At 71.2% G+C, this 18,981-nt stretch carries 18 protein-coding genes and 1 tRNA gene; 15 read left to right on the top strand and 4 right to left on the bottom strand.

Going from position 1 to position 18,981, the window contains the following annotated elements:
• The first annotated feature begins 138 nt into the window (after positions 1-138).
• Both HUX53_RS20705 and HUX53_RS20700 read left to right on the top strand, forming a co-directional pair.
• Positions 139-729, top strand: coding sequence for a GntR family transcriptional regulator (locus HUX53_RS20705; RefSeq protein WP_176404869.1), 591 nt, complete (start codon positions 139-141; stop codon positions 727-729).
• A 10-nt stretch (positions 730-739) separates the two neighbouring features.
• On the top strand, positions 740-1,321 hold the full coding sequence (locus HUX53_RS20700; RefSeq protein WP_217919675.1) for a TetR/AcrR family transcriptional regulator: 582 nt from the start codon (positions 740-742) through the stop codon (positions 1,319-1,321).
• 159 nt (positions 1,322-1,480) lie between these two features.
• Here the strand turns inward: HUX53_RS20700 and HUX53_RS20695 are convergent, their stop codons facing one another.
• Positions 1,481-2,482: an adenosine deaminase gene (locus tag HUX53_RS20695; RefSeq protein WP_309237340.1), complete on the bottom strand. Its 1,002-nt coding sequence runs from the start codon at positions 2,480-2,482 to the stop codon at positions 1,481-1,483.
• Positions 2,483-2,805: 323 nt separating this feature from the next.
• Between HUX53_RS20695 and HUX53_RS20690 the strand changes: the two genes are divergently transcribed.
• The 3 genes from HUX53_RS20690 (at position 2,806) to HUX53_RS20680 (ending at position 5,073) form a co-directional block, all read left to right on the top strand.
• Entirely contained in the window at positions 2,806-3,723 is a 918-nt protein-coding gene (locus HUX53_RS20690) for a hypothetical protein (protein ID WP_176404867.1), read from the top strand.
• Positions 3,724-3,807: 84 nt separating this feature from the next.
• Positions 3,808-4,317: a SigE family RNA polymerase sigma factor gene (locus HUX53_RS20685; protein WP_176404866.1), complete on the top strand. Its 510-nt coding sequence runs from the start codon at positions 3,808-3,810 to the stop codon at positions 4,315-4,317.
• A 3-nt stretch (positions 4,318-4,320) separates the two neighbouring features.
• Positions 4,321-5,073, top strand: a complete 753-nt coding sequence (locus HUX53_RS20680) for a hypothetical protein (protein WP_176404865.1) — start codon at positions 4,321-4,323, stop codon at positions 5,071-5,073.
• Between the two features lie 151 nt (positions 5,074-5,224).
• Here the strand turns inward: HUX53_RS20680 and HUX53_RS20675 are convergent, their stop codons facing one another.
• Positions 5,225-6,436 (bottom strand): pyridoxal phosphate-dependent aminotransferase, encoded by a 1,212-nt coding sequence (locus tag HUX53_RS20675; protein ID WP_176404864.1) that lies wholly within the window; start codon positions 6,434-6,436, stop codon positions 5,225-5,227.
• A gap of 315 nt (positions 6,437-6,751) precedes the next feature.
• Here HUX53_RS20675 and HUX53_RS20670 point away from each other — a divergent pair.
• The 6 genes from HUX53_RS20670 to HUX53_RS20645 all read left to right on the top strand — a co-directional run bounded on the left by HUX53_RS20670 (position 6,752) and on the right by HUX53_RS20645 (position 11,309).
• Positions 6,752-6,824 (top strand) — tRNA-Trp (locus HUX53_RS20670).
• Positions 6,825-6,945: 121 nt separating this feature from the next.
• Positions 6,946-7,200 (top strand): preprotein translocase subunit SecE, encoded by a 255-nt coding sequence (gene secE / locus HUX53_RS20665; protein ID WP_176404863.1) that lies wholly within the window; start codon positions 6,946-6,948, stop codon positions 7,198-7,200.
• Between the two features lie 68 nt (positions 7,201-7,268).
• A complete protein-coding gene (nusG, locus tag HUX53_RS20660; protein ID WP_176404862.1) occupies positions 7,269-8,120 on the top strand; it encodes a transcription termination/antitermination protein NusG in 852 nt (283 codons plus the stop codon).
• Between the two features lie 376 nt (positions 8,121-8,496).
• Positions 8,497-8,925 (top strand): 50S ribosomal protein L11, encoded by a 429-nt coding sequence (gene rplK / locus HUX53_RS20655; protein WP_176404861.1) that lies wholly within the window; start codon positions 8,497-8,499, stop codon positions 8,923-8,925.
• 58 nt (positions 8,926-8,983) lie between these two features.
• A complete protein-coding gene (rplA, locus tag HUX53_RS20650; RefSeq protein ID WP_176404860.1) occupies positions 8,984-9,700 on the top strand; it encodes a 50S ribosomal protein L1 in 717 nt (238 codons plus the stop codon).
• Between the two features lie 106 nt (positions 9,701-9,806).
• Complete coding sequence (locus tag HUX53_RS20645) at positions 9,807-11,309, top strand: class I adenylate-forming enzyme family protein (RefSeq protein WP_176404859.1); 1,503 nt, start codon at positions 9,807-9,809, stop codon at positions 11,307-11,309.
• A gap of 65 nt (positions 11,310-11,374) precedes the next feature.
• Here the strand turns inward: HUX53_RS20645 and HUX53_RS20640 are convergent, their stop codons facing one another.
• Together HUX53_RS20640 and HUX53_RS20635 are read right to left on the bottom strand one after the other, a co-directional pair.
• Positions 11,375-11,962 (bottom strand): TetR/AcrR family transcriptional regulator, encoded by a 588-nt coding sequence (locus HUX53_RS20640; protein ID WP_176404858.1) that lies wholly within the window; start codon positions 11,960-11,962, stop codon positions 11,375-11,377.
• Positions 11,959-12,528, bottom strand: a complete 570-nt coding sequence (locus tag HUX53_RS20635; RefSeq protein ID WP_176404857.1) for a TetR/AcrR family transcriptional regulator — start codon at positions 12,526-12,528, stop codon at positions 11,959-11,961. The genes HUX53_RS20640 and HUX53_RS20635 overlap by 4 nt, the downstream gene beginning before the upstream one ends.
• Before the next feature lie 124 nt (positions 12,529-12,652).
• Between HUX53_RS20635 and HUX53_RS20630 the strand changes: the two genes are divergently transcribed.
• The 4 genes from HUX53_RS20630 to HUX53_RS20615 all read left to right on the top strand — a co-directional run bounded on the left by HUX53_RS20630 (position 12,653) and on the right by HUX53_RS20615 (position 18,707).
• Positions 12,653-14,734 (top strand): hydantoinase/oxoprolinase family protein, encoded by a 2,082-nt coding sequence (locus HUX53_RS20630; protein ID WP_176404856.1) that lies wholly within the window; start codon positions 12,653-12,655, stop codon positions 14,732-14,734.
• Positions 14,731-16,494, top strand: coding sequence for a hydantoinase B/oxoprolinase family protein (locus tag HUX53_RS20625; RefSeq protein ID WP_217919674.1), 1,764 nt, complete (start codon positions 14,731-14,733; stop codon positions 16,492-16,494). The genes HUX53_RS20630 and HUX53_RS20625 overlap by 4 nt, the downstream gene beginning before the upstream one ends.
• 150 nt (positions 16,495-16,644) lie before the next feature.
• The gene (locus HUX53_RS20620; protein ID WP_176404855.1) at positions 16,645-17,517 is read left to right on the top strand and encodes a hypothetical protein; all 873 of its coding nucleotides are present in this window, start codon (positions 16,645-16,647) and stop codon (positions 17,515-17,517) included.
• 74 nt (positions 17,518-17,591) lie between these two features.
• The gene (locus tag HUX53_RS20615) at positions 17,592-18,707 is read left to right on the top strand and encodes an RNA-guided endonuclease TnpB family protein (protein ID WP_176404854.1); all 1,116 of its coding nucleotides are present in this window, start codon (positions 17,592-17,594) and stop codon (positions 18,705-18,707) included.
• The last annotated feature ends 274 nt before the right edge of the window (positions 18,708-18,981 follow it).

Genomic DNA, 18,981 nt, shown 5'->3' with positions numbered 1-18,981 from the left:
GGGTGTAGTGAGAGATGTTGTGGTGTCGGTTGGCGTGCGAGCGTGTGAGGGGCTATGTGAGGTGTGTGGTGTTGGTGTTGACGCTGCGGCGACCGCCGAGGTCGACGCTATCCTCTTCGTCGGCAGGGTCAGAGGTGGATGAGGGGCAGCCTGCGACTGGAACGGCGGGCCCTGGAGTTCGGCATCAGCGTCACGCCCGTCCGGGAGGCGCTGAAGTCGCTGCGCAGCGAGGGCTTCGTCGTGCTGGAGCCGCGCCGCGGGTTCGTCGTCGCGCCGCTGTCGAAACGCGACGTCCAGGACCTGTTCTGGGTGCAGGCGGGCATCGCCGCCGAGCTGACCGCGCGCGCCGCGCCCCGCATCGGCGCCGGCACCCTCGGGGAGCTGGACGGCCTGCACCACGCGCTGGAACGTGCCATGGCCGCGCGGCGCCCCGATCTGATGGAGGAGTACGACCACCGCTTCCACCGGGAGATCAACCGGGCCGCGGACTCGCCGAAGCTCACCTGGTCGCTCGCGACGGCGGCCCGGTACGTCCCGCGCGGGCTGTACGGGAGGCTGGACGACTGGCCCGCCCTCGCCGTCCGCGACCACGCGCGGGTCCTGGCGGCGCTGCGGGACGGGGACGCGCGCGCCGCCGGCACCGAGATGCGCGGCCACGTCGTGCGCACCGGGGAGCTGCTGACCGCCCACCTCGAACGCCGCGGCATGTGGCGGGCGGCCGGCCACTAGCTTGGACGGCATGAGCCCGAGGATGAGCGCCGCGGACCGCCGCGAGCTCGCGGTCCGGGCCGCGATGGCGGAGTTCGCCCACGGCGGCTACGACGGCACGTCCACCTGGACGATCGCCCGGCGCGTCGGCGTCTCGCAGCCCTACATGTTCCGGCTCTTCCCGTCCAAGCACGCGCTGTTCCTCGCCGCCGCCGAACGCTGCTTCGACGACCTCGAGGACGTCCTGCGGGACGCCGCCGGCGGCCTGCGCGGCGGCGACGCGATGGCCGCGATGGCGGAGGCGTGCGCCCGGCTGCCGCAGGACGCGCCCACGCTGCCGCGCCTCCAGCTCAAGATTTACGCGATCGCCGTCCGGGACGAGGACGTCCGCAGGCTCGGCGCCGTCCGCTGGGCCCGCCTGTGGCGCGTCATCAGCGCCCTTTCCGGCGAACCACCCGAGGAGATCACCCGCTTCCTGGCGACCGGCCTCCTGATCAACGTCCAGGCCGCCTTCGGCGCACCCACCGGCCCCGACCTTCCCCACGCGACGGCCGAGTGGGCGAAGAACCTGCGCAGCGCGGAGCCCGACCACCCCCAAGCCCCCGGCCGCTAGCCGCCCGCCGGCATGGCAGAACGCCGAGCTGGGCGACTATGCCGGCCGATGGACGTTTGCGGCGCGGGGTCTCACCGACCGCTCTGCCGATCCGGAACGCCGGCCGCCCGCATGCTCGCTCGCGGCCGTCGCCCGCCGACCGCTCCGCCGGCTCCGACGCTAGTTCGCGAGCCAGGCGTCGACTCCCGCGAGTAGGCGTTTGCGGATGTCGGTGGGGGCGGCTGAGGCTCTGATCGACTGGCGGGCCAGTTCTGCCAGTTCGGGGTCGGTGAAGCCGTGGTCGGTGCGGGCCAGGTCGTACTGGCGGGCGAGGCGGGAGCCGAAGAGGAGGGGGTCGTCGGCGCCCAGGGCGATCGATGCGCCCGCCTCGAACAGGCGGCGGACCGGGACGTCCGACGCCGTCGCCGCCACGCCGAGGCCCACGTTCGATGCCGGGCAGACCTCCAGTGTCACGCCCCGGTCGACGATCGCCGCCAGCAGGCGCGGGTCCTCCACGGCGCGGACGCCGTGGCCGATCCGGTCGGCGTCCAGCGTGTCCAGGCACTCCCGGACGCTCGCCGGGCCGAGCAGCTCGCCGCCGTGCGGGTCCGACAGGAGCCCGCCGCGCTTGGCGATCCGGAACGCGCCCTCGAAGTCGTAGGCGCGGCCCCGCCGCTCGTCGTTGGACAGCCCGAACCCGACCACGCCCTTGTCCGTGTAGCGGACGGCGAGGCGCGCGAGGGTCTTCGCGTCCAGCGGATGCCGCGTTCGGTTAGCCGCGATCACCACGCCGATGCCGACGCCGGACGCCTCCGACGCATCCCGCGCCGCGTCCAGGACGAGTTCCACGGTCGGTGTCAGCCCGCCGAACTTCGCCGCGTAGCCGCTCGGGTCGACCTGGATCTCCAGCCAGCCCGACCCCTCGGCCGCCTCGTCCTCCGCGGTCTCGCGCAGCAGGCGGCGCAGGTCGTCCGGCGTTTGCAGCACCGAGCGCGCGATGTCGTACAGGCGCTGGAACCGGAACCAGCCGCGTTCGTCGGTCGCGTGCAGCTTCGGCGGCCAGTCCTCGACGAGCGCGTCCGGCAGGTGGACGCCGTGCACGGCGGCGAGCTCCACCAGCGTCGAATGCCGCATCGACCCGGTGAAGTGCAGATGCAGGTGCGCCTTCGGGAGCAGGGCCACGTCCGGACGGGCGGAGCCGCGCGCAGCGGGGGCGGGCTCGCCATGGTCCGGCCCGGAACGATCCTGGGTCGGACGAGGTGAAACGGTACTGGCCTCCATGACCCAATGCTGCCGGATCATCGGCCCGGTCGAACCCCCGTACACGCAGGATCACCACACCGGACTACCTCGCATGACACGCGGCGGCCATCCCGCACATGGCACCTCAGAAAAAACTTTGGAATCGCGTGCAACCCCTTCCGGCCACCGTGCGTATACGAGGGGCGCCAGAGAGAAACGGGCCAACCCCCCGCGAGAACGACCCGGGCAGAGAGGGACACACCATGATCACCCTGAAGGCCGCCTTGATCGCCGCGTCCGCCGTCGGGACCGTCGCCGTCGGCGGCGGCGCCACCTGGGCGATGACCGGCACCCACCACGAGGCCGGCCTCCAGTCGAGCGGCGTCCAGGCCCCGCCCGCCGCGCGCCAGGCGCCGGCCCCGGCGCCCAAGACGCTCCCGACCTGCCTCCCGGCCAAGACCGACCTGCCGAAGGCCGGCCTGCCGGACGTCAAGGTGCCCGAGACCGGCGCGAAGAAGCAGGTCGAGCAGCAGCTCAAGCAGAACCCCGTCACGAAGAACCTGCCCGAGACCGGCATCCCCGCCCAGGACCTCCCGAAGGCGGACCTGCCCAAGACCGACCTGCCCGGCGTCAAGGCCCCGGACGCGAAGGGCAAGCTCCCTGCCGACCTGCCGACCTGCGCGCCGTCCGCGAACTCGAAGCGGAGCGTCCCCACGACCAAGCCGCCCGCGCGCGTCCCCGCCAAGCCGGGCGTGCCCGCCCTGCCCAAGCTCGACTGCAGCAAGCTGCGGCCCGCCGTGCCGGTCGGCGGCGCGGTCGAGAAGGCCGTCATGCTGCCGAAGGGCCTGCGCTACGTGTCCGCCGTCCCGGGCTCCGCCGACCTGCGCAAGCAGCGGGTCTGCGCGGTCACCCAGAAGTGGACCGGCAACGCCGGCCGGTGGATCACCGTCGAAACGCTGAAGACGCCCGCCGGCATGACGCAGAATCAGCTGCGGCGGGCGCTGCGGCTACCCGAGGGCGGCACCCCCGTCACCGTCGCGGGCGTCGCCGGCTGGCAGAGCCCGAACGGCGGCGGCGTGCTGCTGTTCGACCCGAGCGGCTACTCGCTGTTCGTCAACGGCAGCCCCGTCCTCGCGGGCGGGCTGCAGGACGTGGCCACCGCGCTGCGCCAGGGGCGGTAACACCCAGAACGCGGGTGGACGGCCTCGGCGCGGGGGCCGTCCACCCGGTATGAACCGGAACCGCATCGGCCGGGACGGAGCACAGTGGGGCGTCGAGACGACGAGTCGTTCGTGGAGTTCGTGGCGGCACGCGGCGATGCCCTGCTGCGCACCGCGGCACTGATGTGCGGGGCCCGGCAGGACGCCGAGGACATCCTGCAGACCGCGCTGGAGAAGGCCTACCGGCACTGGGGGCGGCTGGAGGCGGGCAGCGATCCGGAGCCCTACGTCCGCCGGATCCTGGTCAACCTCGTGATCAGCCGTGCCCGCCGGTGGAAGGTGCTCCGGGAGATCCACATGGCGCGGCTCCCGGAGACGCCGGCCGCGTCACCGAACCACGCCGTCGAGCTCAGGGGGACGCTCATGGGCGAGTTGCGCAGACTCGGCCCGCGCCAGCGGGCGGTGCTCGTCCTGCGCTTCTGGGAGGACCTCTCGGAGGCGGAGACGGCGCAGGCGCTCGGCTGCTCGGTCGGCACGGTCAAGAGCCAGGCGTCCCGGGGGCTCGCCAGGCTCCGGGAGCGCCTCGACACGAACCTGGCGCCACTGGGGAGATGAGCGATGGACCTGGAGAGTGAACTGCGGAACGCCATGGCCGAGCAGGTGGCCGGGACGTCCGCGTCGCCGTCGCTCGTCACGGACGTCAAGCGGCGGCACCGGCGCCGGAGGGCCCGGATGCACGCCGCCGCGGGCGCGGCCGCCGTGTCGGTCGCCGCGCTCGCCCTCGTACCCACCTATCAGTCGTTCCGGGCCGCACCGGCCGGGAACTCCGAGACGGCCCGTCCCACCGCGACCGTCCCGGCGTCCCGGCCGCCGGAGCGACCTCCCGCCGCGGGCCTCCCCGCGTCCCCGCCGTCCGAGGGGAGGCCCGAGGCGGGAGCCTCGTCGAAGCCGGAGGCGCACCCGTCCTCCGGCGGCGGCACCGATTCCCGCAAGCCCGGCGTGGACGACGTGGTCGGCAAGCTGCCGGGCTGGATCAGCTACATCCCGGACGGCCTGGCCGCCACCGGCCCGTGCCGCACGGCCCACGACGCCGGACGCGAGACCACGACGTGCGCCTGGCGCGGCAAGACCGGCTGGGTGGAGATCGCCCTGGTGAAGGGCGGCAAGCTCACCGGCCCGCGCGACCTCATGGGGACGCCGGGCGTCCCCGGCCACACATCCGTTCGCGGTATACCTGCGCTGACCGGCGACCGTCCCGACTCGGCGCGGCAGATCTCGTGGCTGGCGCGGCCCGGCGTCGGCGTCACCGTGACCGCCAAGGGATCGGCCAAGGAGCAGCTCATGCGCATCGCCGAAGGAGTGCGCCCCTAGACCCGCCCTGCCGGGGCGGAACGCAGCGGAGAGGGGCCGCTGCGGGACGTCCCGTCCGGGCATTCCGGGACGGGGCCGGGCATGCCCCGTCCCATGAAAACCGGCCCCGGGCACGTGTGTGCGCCCGGGGCCGGTTCATGCCTGCAGGGGGTCAGCTCGCCTCGGCGAGCAGCTTCGCGACGCGCGACACGCCCTCGACGAGGTCGTCGTCGCCCAGTGCGTAGGAGAGGCGGAAGTAGCCGGGCGTGCCGAACGCCTCACCGGGCACCAGCGCGACCTCGGCCTCCTCCAGGATCAGCGACGCCAGCTCCACCGACGTCTCCGGACGCTTGCCGCGCAGCTCCTTGCCCAGCAGCGCCTTCACCGACGGGTAGGCGTAGAACGCGCCCTCCGGCTCCGGGCACACCACGCCCGGGATCTCGTTCAGCATCTTCACGATCGTGTGGCGGCGCCGGTCGAACGCCTTGCGCATCTCCGCCACCGCCGACAGGTCGCCGGTCACCGCGGCGAGCGCGGCGGCCTGCGACACGTTCGCCACGTTGGACGTCGCGTGCGACTGGAGGTTCTGCGCGGCCTTGACCACGTCCGCCGGGCCGACCATCCAGCCCACCCGCCAGCCCGTCATCGCGTACGTCTTCGCGACGCCGTTCAGGACGAGCGTCCGGTCGGCCAGCTCCGGCACCACGACGGGCATCGAGTGGAACTCGGCGTCCCCGTACACGAGGTGCTCGTAGATCTCGTCGGTGACGACCCAGAGGCCGTGCTCGTCGGCCCAGCGTCCGATCGCCTCGATCTCGTCCCGCGAGTACACGGCGCCGGTCGGGTTGGACGGCGACACGAACAGCAGCACCTTCGTCCGGCCGGTGCGGGCCGCCTCCAGCTGCTCGACGCTCACCTGGTAGCCGGTGGTCTCGTCGGCGACGACGTCCACGGGCACGCCGCCCGCCAGCTTGATCGACTCGGGGTAGGTCGTCCAGTACGGCGTCGGGACGATCACCTCGTCGCCCGGGTCGAGCAGCGCCGCGAACGCCTCGTACACCGCCTGCTTGCCGCCGTTGGTCACGAGGACCTGGTTGGCCTCCACCTTGTAGCCGGAGTCCCGCTCGGTCTTCTCGGCGATGGCGGTGCGCAGCTCGGGCAGCCCGCCCGCCGGCGTGTACTTGTGGAAGCGCGGTACCCCGCAGGCGGCCACCGCGGCCTCGACGATGTAGTCCGGCGTGGGGAAGTCGGGCTCGCCCGCGCCGAACCCGATGACCGGGCGGCCCGCCGCCTTCAGCGCCTTGGCCTTGGCGTCGACGGCCAGCGTGGCGGACTCGGATATCGCGGCGATGCGCTTGGAGATGCGAGGACGGTCAGTGCTCATACCCCCATCGTTACAGATCGCCTCTCGTGACCCGAGCCATATATGGGAGCGCGAGCGGAGCTCGTCAATTGGCTGGTGGTGGGTGGGGGCTGGAGGACGGTTCGCTCGCCGGTCCACGGTCCGGTCCCGCGGGCCGGTGAAGGATCTGTGGGTATCGGTTCGACGCGGGGCCCTCCGGCACGTAGACTCACCCACCAAGTGACGCGTCACCGGTATACGAGCCTGTCCGCACGCGGGCATCAACGAGAGGCCGTAAGCTGGGACCCGGCACCGTCCCGGCCCCATGGCCGGGTGTTCTCCTTAGCCGGAGAATGAAGGGCAGTGGCTCAATTGGTAGAGCTCCGGTCTCCAAAACCGGCGGTTGGGGGTTCGAGTCCCTCCTGCCCTGCGAGGTGCGGTGCGCGCACCCGTGCCGGTCGCGTCACGGCGGCGCCGTGACGGGCCACGGCACGGACCGCGCGGCAACCACATGGTGGTTGGATCACGACCTATGAGGTGAACGGCGGCAAATGGCGACTGAGACTCGCGACGAGCCCGAGGCCAAGGACGAAGGCAAGGGCAGGAAGAAGTCCCCCTCCAGGCGGACCTCGCCCGCGCTGTTCGTGCGCCAGGTCATCGCCGAGCTGCGCAAGGTCATCTGGCCCACGCGGCGGGAGCTGGTCACCTACACGACCGCGGCACTGGTGTTCGTGCTGATCATGGTGGCGATCGTCTCCGGCTTCGACTACGGCCTGCAGAAGGGCGTCTACGCCATCTTCGGCTGACGCCGCGCGGCCGCGCGCCCCGCCGTACCCTGGTAAGTCCATCACCGCAGACCGAGAGAAGAGTCAACGTGTCCGAGCCCTCACAGCCCTACGACGAGGCCGTTGAAGAGGCCCAGTCCGCTGCGGCTGCTGCGGCAGACCAGGCGGCCCAGCCCGCCGACGAGACGGCCGAAGCGGTCGTCTCCGCCGGCGACGCCGAGCCCGCGGACACGAAGCTCGAGGGCGAGGGCCCCGCGCCGGACGCGGCGGAGGGCGCCGCCGACCTGGCCGAGGCCGTCGAGGACGAGGACGAGGACGAGGACGCCGAGGAGGAGGCCGCGCCGCCGGTCGACCCCTACGCCGACTTCAAGATGCAGCTCCGCCTCCAGCCGGGCGACTGGTACGTCGTGCACTCCTACGCGGGCTACGAGAACAGGGTCAAGACCAACATCGAGACCCGCACGCAGACCCTCAACATGGAGGACTTCATCTTCCAGATCGAGGTCCCGCAGCACGAGGTCACCGAGATCAAGCAGGGCAAGCGGCAGAAGGTCAACGAGAAGGTCCTGCCGGGCTACATCCTCGTCCGGATGGAGCTGACCGACGAGTCCTGGGCCGCCGTCCGCAACACCCCCGGCGTCACCGGCTTCGTGGGCCTGCTGAACAAGCCGTCCCCGCTGAGCCTGGACGAGGTCGCCAACCTCCTGGCCCCCGAGCCCGAGGAAGGCGCCGTCAAGACCGCCAAGGCGGAGGCGAAGGCCCCGGCCGCCGTCGACTACGAGGTCGGCGAGTCCGTCACCGTCATGGACGGCCCGTTCGCCACCCTCCCCGCGACCGTCAACGAGATCAACGCCGAACAGCAGAAGCTCAAGGTCCTGGTCTCCATCTTCGGCCGCGAAACCCCGGTCGAACTCAGCTTCAACCAGGTCTCCAAGATCTGACCCAGACCACACATGTCCGGGCCGTTCCCCCTACTCGGGAACGGCCCGAACACTTTCCGGACGGGGCGCTCGCGGAGCGGACCATCGGCCAGCGCCTGGCCGGCGGATTCCGGATTGACCGACCTGCTTCAACGAGGCCGTATGCTAGGTGGGTCATCCCCGGCGTAGAAGCGTCAATGCTCCGCGCCTCGCAGGCACCCTTGCTAAAACCTCGCTAAGTACTCGCACAGTGCTGGGCGAACCTGCGGCCGTCGGTGCCGCCTGCGCGGGATGACGGGTTCAAGCGGTTCCTACACGGTGGATGCTGTCCCAGCCGTCGTGTTGCCCGGGTGACCGGGAGTCGGAGCCACCGATAAATGGGACATAGGGGTTTCACATGCCTCCGAAGAAGAAAATCGCCGCGTTGGTGAAGGTCCAGCTGCAGGCTGGGCAGGCTACGCCGGCGCCGCCGGTCGGTACGGCGCTCGGTCCGCACGGCGTCAACATCATGGACTTCTGCAAGCAGTACAACGCTGCCACGGAGTCCCAGCGCGGCAACGTCATCCCCGTAGAGATCACCATCTACGAGGACCGGTCGTTCAGCTTCGTCACCAAGACGCCGCCGGCCGCGCAGCTCATCCTGAAGGCCGCGGGCGTGGACAAGGGCAGCGGCGAGCCGCACAAGACCAAGGTCGGCTCGGTGACCCGGGACCAGATCCGCGAGATCGCCACGACCAAGATGCCCGACCTGAACGCCAAGAACCTGGACGCCGCCGAGAAGATCGTCGCCGGCACCGCGCGTTCGATGGGCATCGACGTCAAGTAACACCCACCTGTGGAAGGGCCGGCGCTGGCCCGCACCACGAGTTCCAGGAGGAACGCACATGAAGCGCAGCAAGGGCTACCGCGCCGCCGCGGAGAAGATCGACCGGGAGCGGCTGTACAGCCCGGTCGAGGCCGTGCAGCTGGCCAAGGAGACCGCGGTCACCAAGTTCGACGCGACCGTCGAGGTCGCGCTGCGACTGGGCGTCGACCCGCGCAAGGCCGACCAGATGGTGCGCGGCACCGTCAACCTGCCGCACGGCACCGGTAAGACCGCCCGCGTGCTGGTCTTCGCCGTCGGCGCCAAGGCGCAGGAGGCCGAGGCGGCGGGTGCCGACATCGTCGGCTCGGACGACATGATCGAGCGGATCCAGGGCGGCTTCCTGGACTTCGACGCGGTGGTCGCCACGCCGGACCAGATGGGCAAGGTCGGCCGGCTCGGCCGGGTGCTCGGCCCGCGCGGCCTGATGCCGAACCCGAAGACCGGCACCGTCACCGTGGACGTGGCGAAGGCCGTGACCGATATCAAGGGCGGCAAGATCGAGTTCCGGGTGGACCGGCACGCGAACCTGCACTTCATCATCGGCAAGGCGTCCTTCGACGAGCGCCAGCTGGTGGAGAACTACGCGGCCGCGGTCGACGAGATCCAGCGGCTCAAGCCGTCCGCCGCGAAGGGCCGGTACGTGAAGAAGGCGTCGCTGACGACGTCGATGGGCCCGAGCATCCCGGTGGACCCGAACGCGGTCCGCAACCTGACGGCGGACCTCGAAACCGCCTGATCGCTTCACCGGAAGGGCGTCCCCGCTGCGGCGGGGGCGCCCTTTCTCCGTCCACCCAGCGGTATCGCAGCCGCCGCCTCGGTGGACCCTCGGTACATTCGCCGGGATGGCGAGGAATGTGATGCGACGGCTGCACGATGTGCTCGACGCCGCGGCGGTGGACGCGCCCGACGCTCCGGCCCTGTCGGTGGACGACACGACGTGGACGTTCCGGGAACTGCGCGCGCGGGCGGACGCGCTGAGCACCTACCTGTCGGCGAGTTGCTCGCGTGGCGCGCGGGTTGCGCTGCTGGCGCACAACCGCCCTGAGTACGTGGCCGCCTACTACGGGGTTCCGCGCGACGGCCGGATCTTGGTGCCGCTCAACCAGCGGCTGCATCCGCGGGAATGGGCGGACCAGATCGCCCGCAGCGGCGCCGAACTCGTTCTCGGCGAGCCGGACCTCCTCGACCGCCTCGCCGCCGACGGTGATCTGCCGCCGGACCACCCGCCGCTGATCGCCGTCACCGACCTGCCGTGGGACGGCCCGGCGTCGCCTTCCGAGACGGACCCGAAAGACGTCGCGTGGCTGCTGTTCACCAGCGGCACGACCGGACGTCCGAAGGGTGTGCGGCTCACGCACGAGAACCTGCTCGCGGGCCTCGACGCCTCCGCGTCCGGCCGTCCCGTGCGGCCGGGCGACGTGTTCTGCACGCCGTTCCCGCTGTGCCATGTGGCCGGATATCAGGTCATGCTGCACCACCTGTTCCGGCGGCATGCCGTGGTGCTGCGCCGGTTCACGCCGGCCGCGCTGGTCGAGGCGGCGCGCGGGCACGGCGTGACGACCCTGTCGCTGGCCCCCACGATGCTCGAAGACCTGCTCGCGTACCTGCGCGACAACCCGGCGGGACTGGACGCCCTCCGCGTGATCTCCTACGGGTCGGCGCCGATGCCGGTCCCGCTGCTGCGCCGCGCCATCGACGTCCTCGGCTGCGACTTCAACCAGGGCTTCGGTATGACCGAACTGTCCGGCAACGCGACCTTCCTCTCCCCGGACGACCATCGCGCCGCCATCGCCGGACGCCCCGAACTGGCGGCCTCGGCCGGATGTCCCGCCGAGAACGTCGAGATCGCGGTGCTGGACGAGGCCGGAACGCTCCTTCCGTCCGGCGCGCTCGGCGAGGTCGCCGTCCGCGGCCCGCAGGTCACGACCGGCTACTGGGACGATCCGGACGCGACGGCGGAGGCGTTCACCGAGGGCTGGTTCCGCACCGGCGACGCGGGCCGCATCGACGAGGACGGCTACCTCTACCTGGTCGACCGCCTCAAGGACGTGATCATCACCGGCGGCGAGAACGTCTCCTCGCGCGAGGTCGAGGACGTCCTGCGGACGGTCCCGGGCGTCGGCCAGGTCGCCGTGATCGGCCTGCCGGACCCGCGCTGGGGCCAGACGGTCTGCGCGGTGATCGTCCCCGACGGAACCCCGCCGAGCGAGGACGCCCTGATAGCCGCCTGCCGGGCCCGCCTGGCGGGCTTCAAGACCCCACGCCGCATCGAGTACGCGGACACGCTGCCGCGCACCTCCACCGGCAAGATCCGCAAATCCGCCCTCCGCACCCGCCTACGTTGACTTGCGGCGTGTTGCCCTTATCCGGCCGCTCATAAGGGCAACACGCCGCAAGTCAACGAGGCGGGTTAGGCGGGTAGGCCGAGGGTTGTCAGCCACAGGTCGGTGATCTTGGTGGCGGCCTCCTCCGGGGCGATGGGATTGCCGAAGATGAACCACAGGTAGGCGCAGCGTTCGGTCATCGCGCCCAGTGCGGCGGCGGCGAAGTCGAGATCGAGGTCGTCGCCGATCAGCCCGCGGTCCTGCCAGCGGGCCAGCGCGCGGCGCGTCCGTCCCCGGTAGTAGCGGCGCCGCTCGGCCAGTACCCGGCGGGCGTCGGGGTTGGTGAGCGCCGACTCTTCCACGGCGCGCCAGAAGCCGACATTGCGCTGGAACGCGGTGAAGTAGAGCAGGTTGGTCTGGTAGATGCGCTCGCGAGGGTCTTCAGGCTGCGGCCCGGCGGGTGAGAGTTCGCCGTACACCTCGTCCTCGACCTCGATCAGCACGTCGCGGAAGAGGGCCTCCTTGGAGTCGAAGTAGGTGTAGAAGCTGCCGACCGCCATCCCGGCCTCCGCCGCGACGTCGGCGATGCGGGCGCCGTAGTAGCCCTTGTCCTCGAACACCTTGCGGCCGGCGCGCAGCAGCGCGCCCCGCGCGCGCCTCGCCTGCCGGGTCACCGGGACGCCCCCAGCAGCCGGCACCACAGGACGGCCAGGTGGCGGGCGGCGTCGTCGAGGTCGGGCGCGGACTCGTACACGAACCAGATGTAGGACAGCTCCTCGGTCATCGCGATCAGCGAGAACGCGGTGAACTCGGGGTCGGCGGGCAGGGGCAGCAGGCCGTGGCCCGCCCAGTCCCGGATCAGCCCGGCGATCCGGGCGACCTGCCGCTCCCGGTGGGCGGCGAGGGTGCCGGCGACCTCCTCGCTGGTGAGCGCCGCGCGTTCGACGGCGTACCAGAGCGCGGCGTCGTCGGCGAAGGCGCCGAGGTAGCGGCGGTTGAGGAGGCGGAGGCGCTCCTCGGCGGGACGGTCGCCGTCCGGTGCCTCGAACATCTCCGACGCCAGTTCGCCGAGCAGGGCGTCGAGCAGCTCCCGCTTGCCGCCGAAGTGCGTGTAGAAGGTGCCGACGGACACGCCCGCGGCCTCGGTGACGTCGGCGATCCGTCCGGCCGTGTAGCCCTTGGAGACGAACACCTCCCGAGCGGCGTCGAGCAGCGCCCGCCGGGTGCCTGCCTGAATCATAGTTCAGGACGATAGCACTCCACGACCATGGGGAAGTTGGCGACCAGGGGATTGACCGGGCGAGAAGCCCGAATATAGATTCACCACTGAATCACTATTCAGTCCTGGCCTGCGGGGAGAGTGGATGGGTTACCGAATCACCGTGGACGTCGGCGGGACGTTCACCGACGTCGTCGTGGTCGGCGCGGACGGCGAGCTGCTCATCGGCAAGGCGCCGACCACTCCTGAGCGCGCGTTCACCGGAGTGCGCGACGCGCTGGAGAACGTCGCGGCCGGGCTCGGCGCCACCGTGCCGGACGTGCTCGCCGGCACCGACCTGTTCGTCTACAGCACGACCCGTGCCACCAACGCCGTCCTGGAGCGGACGACCGCGAAGACGGCGCTGCTGACCACCGAGGGCTTCCCGGACGTGCTGGTGCTGCGCGAGGGCGGCAAGTCGAATCCGTTCGACCTCGACGTCCCCTACCCCGAGCCGTATGTGCCGCGCCGGCTGACGTTCGAGGTGCCCGGCCGCATCGACGCCGAAGGCGGCATCGTGACCCCGCTGGACGAGGCGGCGGTCCGGCGGATCGCCCGCAACCTCGCCGAACGGGGCGTCGAGGCCGTGGCGGTCTGCCTGCTGTGGTCGGTGGCCAACTCGGCGCACGAGCTGCGGGTCTCGGAGATCCTGGCCGATGAGCTGCCGGACGTCCCCTGCACCTTGTCGCACCGGCTTAACCCGGTCGTCCGGGAGTATCGGCGGGCTTCGGCGACCGCGCTCGACGCGTCGCTGAAGCCGCTGATGGGCGCGCATCTCGCGGCGGTCGCCGAGGACCTGGCCGAGGTCGGCTTCACCGGCGAGCTGGTGGCCGCGACGTCCTACGGCGGCATCATGCACATCCCCGACCTGGCCGAACGTCCGATCTTCTCGGTGAAGTCGGGCCCCGCGCTGGCACCGGTGGCGGGGAAGACCTACGCCGAGGCCGAGCTGTCGGCCGGCGACGTGGTCGTGTGCGACATGGGCGGCACCAGCTTCGACGTCAGCGTCGTCCGCGACGGCACGATCAACTTCACCCGCGAGACGTGGCTGGGGGAGCGGTTCCTCGGCCACCTGGTGGCGACGTCGTCGGTGGACGTGCGCAGCGTCGGCGCGGGCGGCGGCTCGATCGCGTGGGTGGACGACGGCGGGCTGCTGCGGGTCGGCCCGCAGTCGGCGGGCGCGCGGCCCGGCCCCGCCTGCTACGGGCGGGGCGGCACGCGGCCCACGGTCACCGACGCCGCCGTCGTGCTCGGCTACCTCAGCCCGGCGCACTTCCTCGGCGGCCGGATGACGCTGGACGCCGACGCCGCCTGGAAGGTCATCGAGGAGCTGGGCGAGCGGCTCGGGCTGGACGCGCCGAAGGCCGCCGACGCGGTGCAGGCCGTCGCGTCCGAGGTGATGGTCGGCGCGATCGGCGACATCACGGTGAACGAGGGCCTCGACCCGCGGGAGAGCGTGTTCGTCGCGGGCGGCGGCGCGGCCGGGCTCACCATCGCGCGGATCGTCGGCGAGCTGGGCTGCCGCCGCGTGCTGATCCCGCGCACGGCGGGCGCGCTGTCGGCGGTCGGCGGCCAGTACTCCGACATCGTCGCCGAGTTCACCGGAAGCTGCCCGACGACCACCGCCGCGTTCGACCACGACAAGGTCAACGCGGTGCTGGACGAGCTGAACGCCCGCGCGGACGCGTTCGCGGCGCGGCTCGCCGAGCGCGGAATCGGCGACGCCCGGCGTGATCTGTTCGTGGAGGCCCGATACGCGTTCCAGGTGTGGGACATCGAGCTGCCCGTCCCGTCCGCCCGGTTCGATTCGGCGGAGGACGTGAAGGCGCTGTCCGCCGCGTTCGACGCCGAGCACGAGCGGATCTTCGCGGTCGCGGAGCCGGGCCAGACGGTCGAGACACTGACCTGGCGGCTGCGCCTCACCGCGCCCGTCGGCGACGACCGCCGTCCCCGCATGGCGGCCCGCGCCGGCTCCGGAAAGGCCGCGGACGAGAACGCGCAGGCGTACTTCCCGGGGCGCGGGCTGGTCACCACCCCGATCCACACCGGCACCGACCTGCCCGCCGGCGCGGTGGTCCCCGGCCCGGCGATCATCGCGGACCGGACGAGCACCCTCGTCGTCCAGCCGGAGTGGACGGTCACGGTGACCGAGGACGGCAACTACCTGATGGAGGCGGACCAGAAATGAGCACGAGCACCATGGATCCGGCGCTGCTGGCGGTGCTGGCCAACCGGTTCGACGCGATCGTCCGCGAGATGACCAACACGCTGCTGCGGACTGGCCGCTCCACGGTGATGTCGGTGGCGCGGGACTTCTCCTGCGCGATCGTCACAGCCGACGACCAGCTGCTGTCCAGCGCGGAGGCGCTGCCCGTGCACGTCTTCGGGACGCACCTGCAGACCGCGGCGATGCGCCGGATGCATCCCGGTTTCACCGAGGGCGACGCCTACCTGGACAACGACCCGTACATCGGCAACACCCACCACGCCGACCATACGATCCTGGTACCGGTGTTCATCGACGGCGTGCACGTGTTCACCGCGGCCGCGAAGGCGCACCAGGCCGACACCGGCAACAGCATCCCGTCGACGTACCACCCGCTGGCGAAGGACATCTACGAGGAGGGCGCGCTGTGCTTCTCGATGACCCAGATCCAGCGTGACTACACCGACATCGAGGACGTCATCCGGATGTGCCGCCGCCGCATCCGCGTCCCCGACCAGTGGTACGGCGACTACCTGGCGATGCTGGGCGCGGCGCGGATCGCGGAGCGCCGGCTGAAGCAGGCCGCCGAGCGGTACGGCGTCGACACGCTCCGGGAGTTCGTCGGCGAATGGCTGGACTACTCCGAGCGGCGGATGCGCGCGGCGATCGCGAAGCTGCCCGCCGCGACCGTGGAGGGAGAGGGCGCGCACGACCCGTTCGGCCCGCTCACCGAGGGCGTCCCAGTGAAGATCAAGGTGACGGTCGACCCGGACGAGGAGACGGTCGAGGTCGACCTGCGCGACAACATCGACTGCGTGCCCGCCGGCATCAACCAGTCCGAGGCGTGCGCGATCAACAACGCGATCACCGGCGTCCTCAACGTGGTCGGGTCGGGTGTCCCGGTCAACTCGGGGACGTTCCGCCGCATCACCGTCCAGCTGCGGGAGAACTGCGTGGTGGGGATCCCGGAGCATCCGACGTGCTGTTCGATGGCCACCACCAACCTCGCCGACCGAATCATCAACATCACCCAGCACGCGTTCTCCGAGCTCGGCGACGGCTACGGCCTGGCCCAGGGCGGCGCGGTCACGGGCGCGGGCTTCTCGGTGGTCGCCGGGCACGACCCGCGCACCGGCGGCGGGTACATCAACCAGCTGATCGTGGGCACGAACGGCGGCCCCGCGACCCCGCGCACCGACGGTTGGGTGACCTACAACGCGCCGTGCGGCGCCGGGCTGGTGTACCGCGACAGCATCGAGCTCAACGAGCTGAAGTATCCGGTCCTGTTCGACCACCTGCGCATCGCGACCGACAGCGGCGGCGCCGGACGGCGGCGCGGCGCGGTGTCCACGACCGTGGAGTTCGGCCCTCGGCACGCGCCGATGAGCGCGGCGTTCAACATCGACGGCCACGAGCGTCCCGCGCGGGGTGCCCGCGGCGGCGGGGACGGCAGCCTCGGCGTCGCGTACCTGATCGGCGCGGACGGGACGCGCACCCGCACCGACCCGATGGCCCAGATCGAGTTGCGGCCGGGCGACCGGCTGTACGGGGAGCACGGCGGGGGCGGCGGCTACGGCCCGCCCACCGAACGAGAACCGGAGCGCGTGCTGCACGACTACCTGGAGGGATACATCTCCCGCGAAGCGGCCGAAGACGTCTACGGCGTCGTCTTCACCGGCGACCCCGCCGACGACACCCTGGCCGTGGACGAGGAGGCGACGCGGTCCCGCCGAGCCGCCTGAAGCCGGACCGCACCTGGCAGGGCGCCCTGCCACGTGCGGTGATCCGCCTAGCACGGACCACGGTGGATACACAGATCCCAGTCCGGAACCGGACAATTCGTTCCCGGGTTGCTTTGTTGCCTACGGGGAACTTGGTGTTGAATTGTCCTCGTGAAGCGTCGTACCGACCGGGCCATCGCCATCTCCGCCGTCACCGCGGTGGCCGTCGTGCCCACGGCCATCCTCATGGTCGTCAAGGTCGGCGGGGACTCCCAGAAGGACGCCGGGTCGATGCCGCCCGCCGCGGCCATGGCCCAGCAGGACCAGACCAACCCGAACGGCGCCGCGTCCGGCACCGTCACGCCGGGCGCGTCCGCCGCACCGGCCCCGGGCACGGGCAACGCCCCCGGCGCCGGCGCCCCCGGCACCGGGAACGGCGGCGGCGCGCACGGCCTGCCCACGGCACCGCCCCAGCCGGGTCCCAGCCTGCACGCCTTCACCCGCAAGACGGACATGAAGGTGACGATCGGAGCGAACGGCGACTACCAGCACGCCGTCGAGACGGCCTCGTTCACCCTGTGGCCGAAGTTCGCGATGAGCGCCACCGGCGTCACCACGACGCAGCAGGACGGCGAGGCGAGCAAGGTCACCCAGAAGGTGGTCGTCAGCGGGAACGTCCTCAAGGGCTTCGACGGCGAGAAGTGGACGAAGTCCACGCTCACCGCGGCGCAGCTGGGCAAGCTGCAGAACGACTCCGACCCCCGGCAGTTCACCTTCATGATCGGGACGCTGCCCGGGATGACCGCGAGCGAGCCCGACGCGTCCGGCAAGACGCAGTTCTCGGCGCAGGCGCTCATGGGCAGCGTCTACGCGCTGCTGCCGCAGGACGCGGCGACCCGCTTCCGCGCCTGGATCCCGGACTCCACCGGCTGCGGCCTCGACCTGTGGGCCGACAGCAAGGCCCGCCCGACGTCGATCCAGCTGAACGCGCAGGCCCCCGGCGCCGCCTTCAACGGCTCGATGACCTTCGACTCCTACCGCTGACCCCGCCGTTCCCCAGGCAGCGCCTGCAGGGTTCTCTGCGTACAGTCAACGCAAAGTAATCATACTGTTACCCTGTGCAGCTCCGATATGTGTTTCGGCTTTACCCCACCGCCGTGCAGTGCCAAGCATTGGCACGGGCATTCGGGTGCGCGCGCGTGGTCTACAACGACGCTCTGCGGGCACGGCAGATCGCACACGAAGCCGGGCTGTCGTTTCCGAAGGCCGCCGAACTGTCGGCAGCCTTGACCGAGGCAAAGAAGACGCCCGCACGGGCGTGGCTGGGCGAGGTGTCGGCGGTGGTGCTGCAGCAGTCCCTGCGGGACCTGGAGTCCGCCTACCGCAACTTCTTCGACGGCCTAGCCGGCAAACGCCCGAGGATGGGCGCGCCCCGGTTCAAGTCCCGCAAAGACAAGCGCCAATCGGTCCGGTTCACCTCCAACGCCCGCTGGTCGATCACCGGTGGTGGGAAGCTCGCCCTGCCCAAGATCGGCCAGGTGAAGGTGAAGTGGTCGAGGCGGCTGCCGTCGATTCCCTCGACGGTGACAGTGATTCAGGATGCCGCGGGCCGGTACTTCTGCTCGTTCGTCGTCGAGGTCGCTGACGTGCCCGACCCGCCCGCCACCACGGCCGACGTGGGCGTCGATCTGGGGCTGGGCTGCTTCGCGGTCACCTCCGACGGCCGCAAGATCGCCTCCCCGAGGTTCCTGCGCCGCGCCGAGAAGAGACTCCGCAGAACTCAGCAGGCACTCTCCCGCAAACAGAAGGGATCGGCCAACCGTGACAAGGCACGTGTGAAGGTCGCCCGCGCGTACGCCGAGGTCGCCGACGCGCGCCGCGAGTTCCATCACCGGCTCTCCACCATGCTGGTCCGCGAGAACCAAGCGGTCTATGTCGAGACGCTGAACGTGAAGGGACTGGCGCGCACCCGGCTGGCCAAATCGGTGCACGATGCGGGCTGGTCGAACTTCACCGGGATGCTGGAGTACAAGGCGCGGCGGTACGGTCGTACCTTCGCGCGGGTGGATCGGGCGTTCCCGTCCTCACAGATCTGCTCGGCCTGCGGGCGCTGTGACGGCCCCAAACCCCTGCACGTCCGCCAGTGGATCTGTGGGCAGTGCGGGACGGAGCACGACCGGGACGTCAACGCCGCCCGCAACATCCTGACCGAAGGACGCCGTATCACCACGTGATGCATCCGGTCGCCGCCGGACGGAAACCCCTGGGCGTCGTCCAGGGGAGGCGGAGACCTTAAACGCCTGTGGAGGGCAGGTAAGACCCCGGACTCCGGTCGGGGGCACAGCCCGCCGAAGCAGGAAGCCACGGAAGTGCCACATCCATAACGAGCGTGGCACAGACCGAATCCCCGTCCTTCTGACTGGGGAGCGCGTCAAGCCGTTGGTCGTACCGCCTGAGCCTCTCGTTCATACCACCGGGGGATGCCCCCTATGTTGGCGTCCCGCGACA

It is taken from the genome of Actinomadura sp. BRA 177, assembly GCF_013372625.1.
Taxonomy (GTDB): domain Bacteria; phylum Actinomycetota; class Actinomycetes; order Streptosporangiales; family Streptosporangiaceae; genus Spirillospora.
Note: the sequence above shows the minus strand (reverse complement) of the source record. Positions and strands in the feature narration are given on the sequence as shown.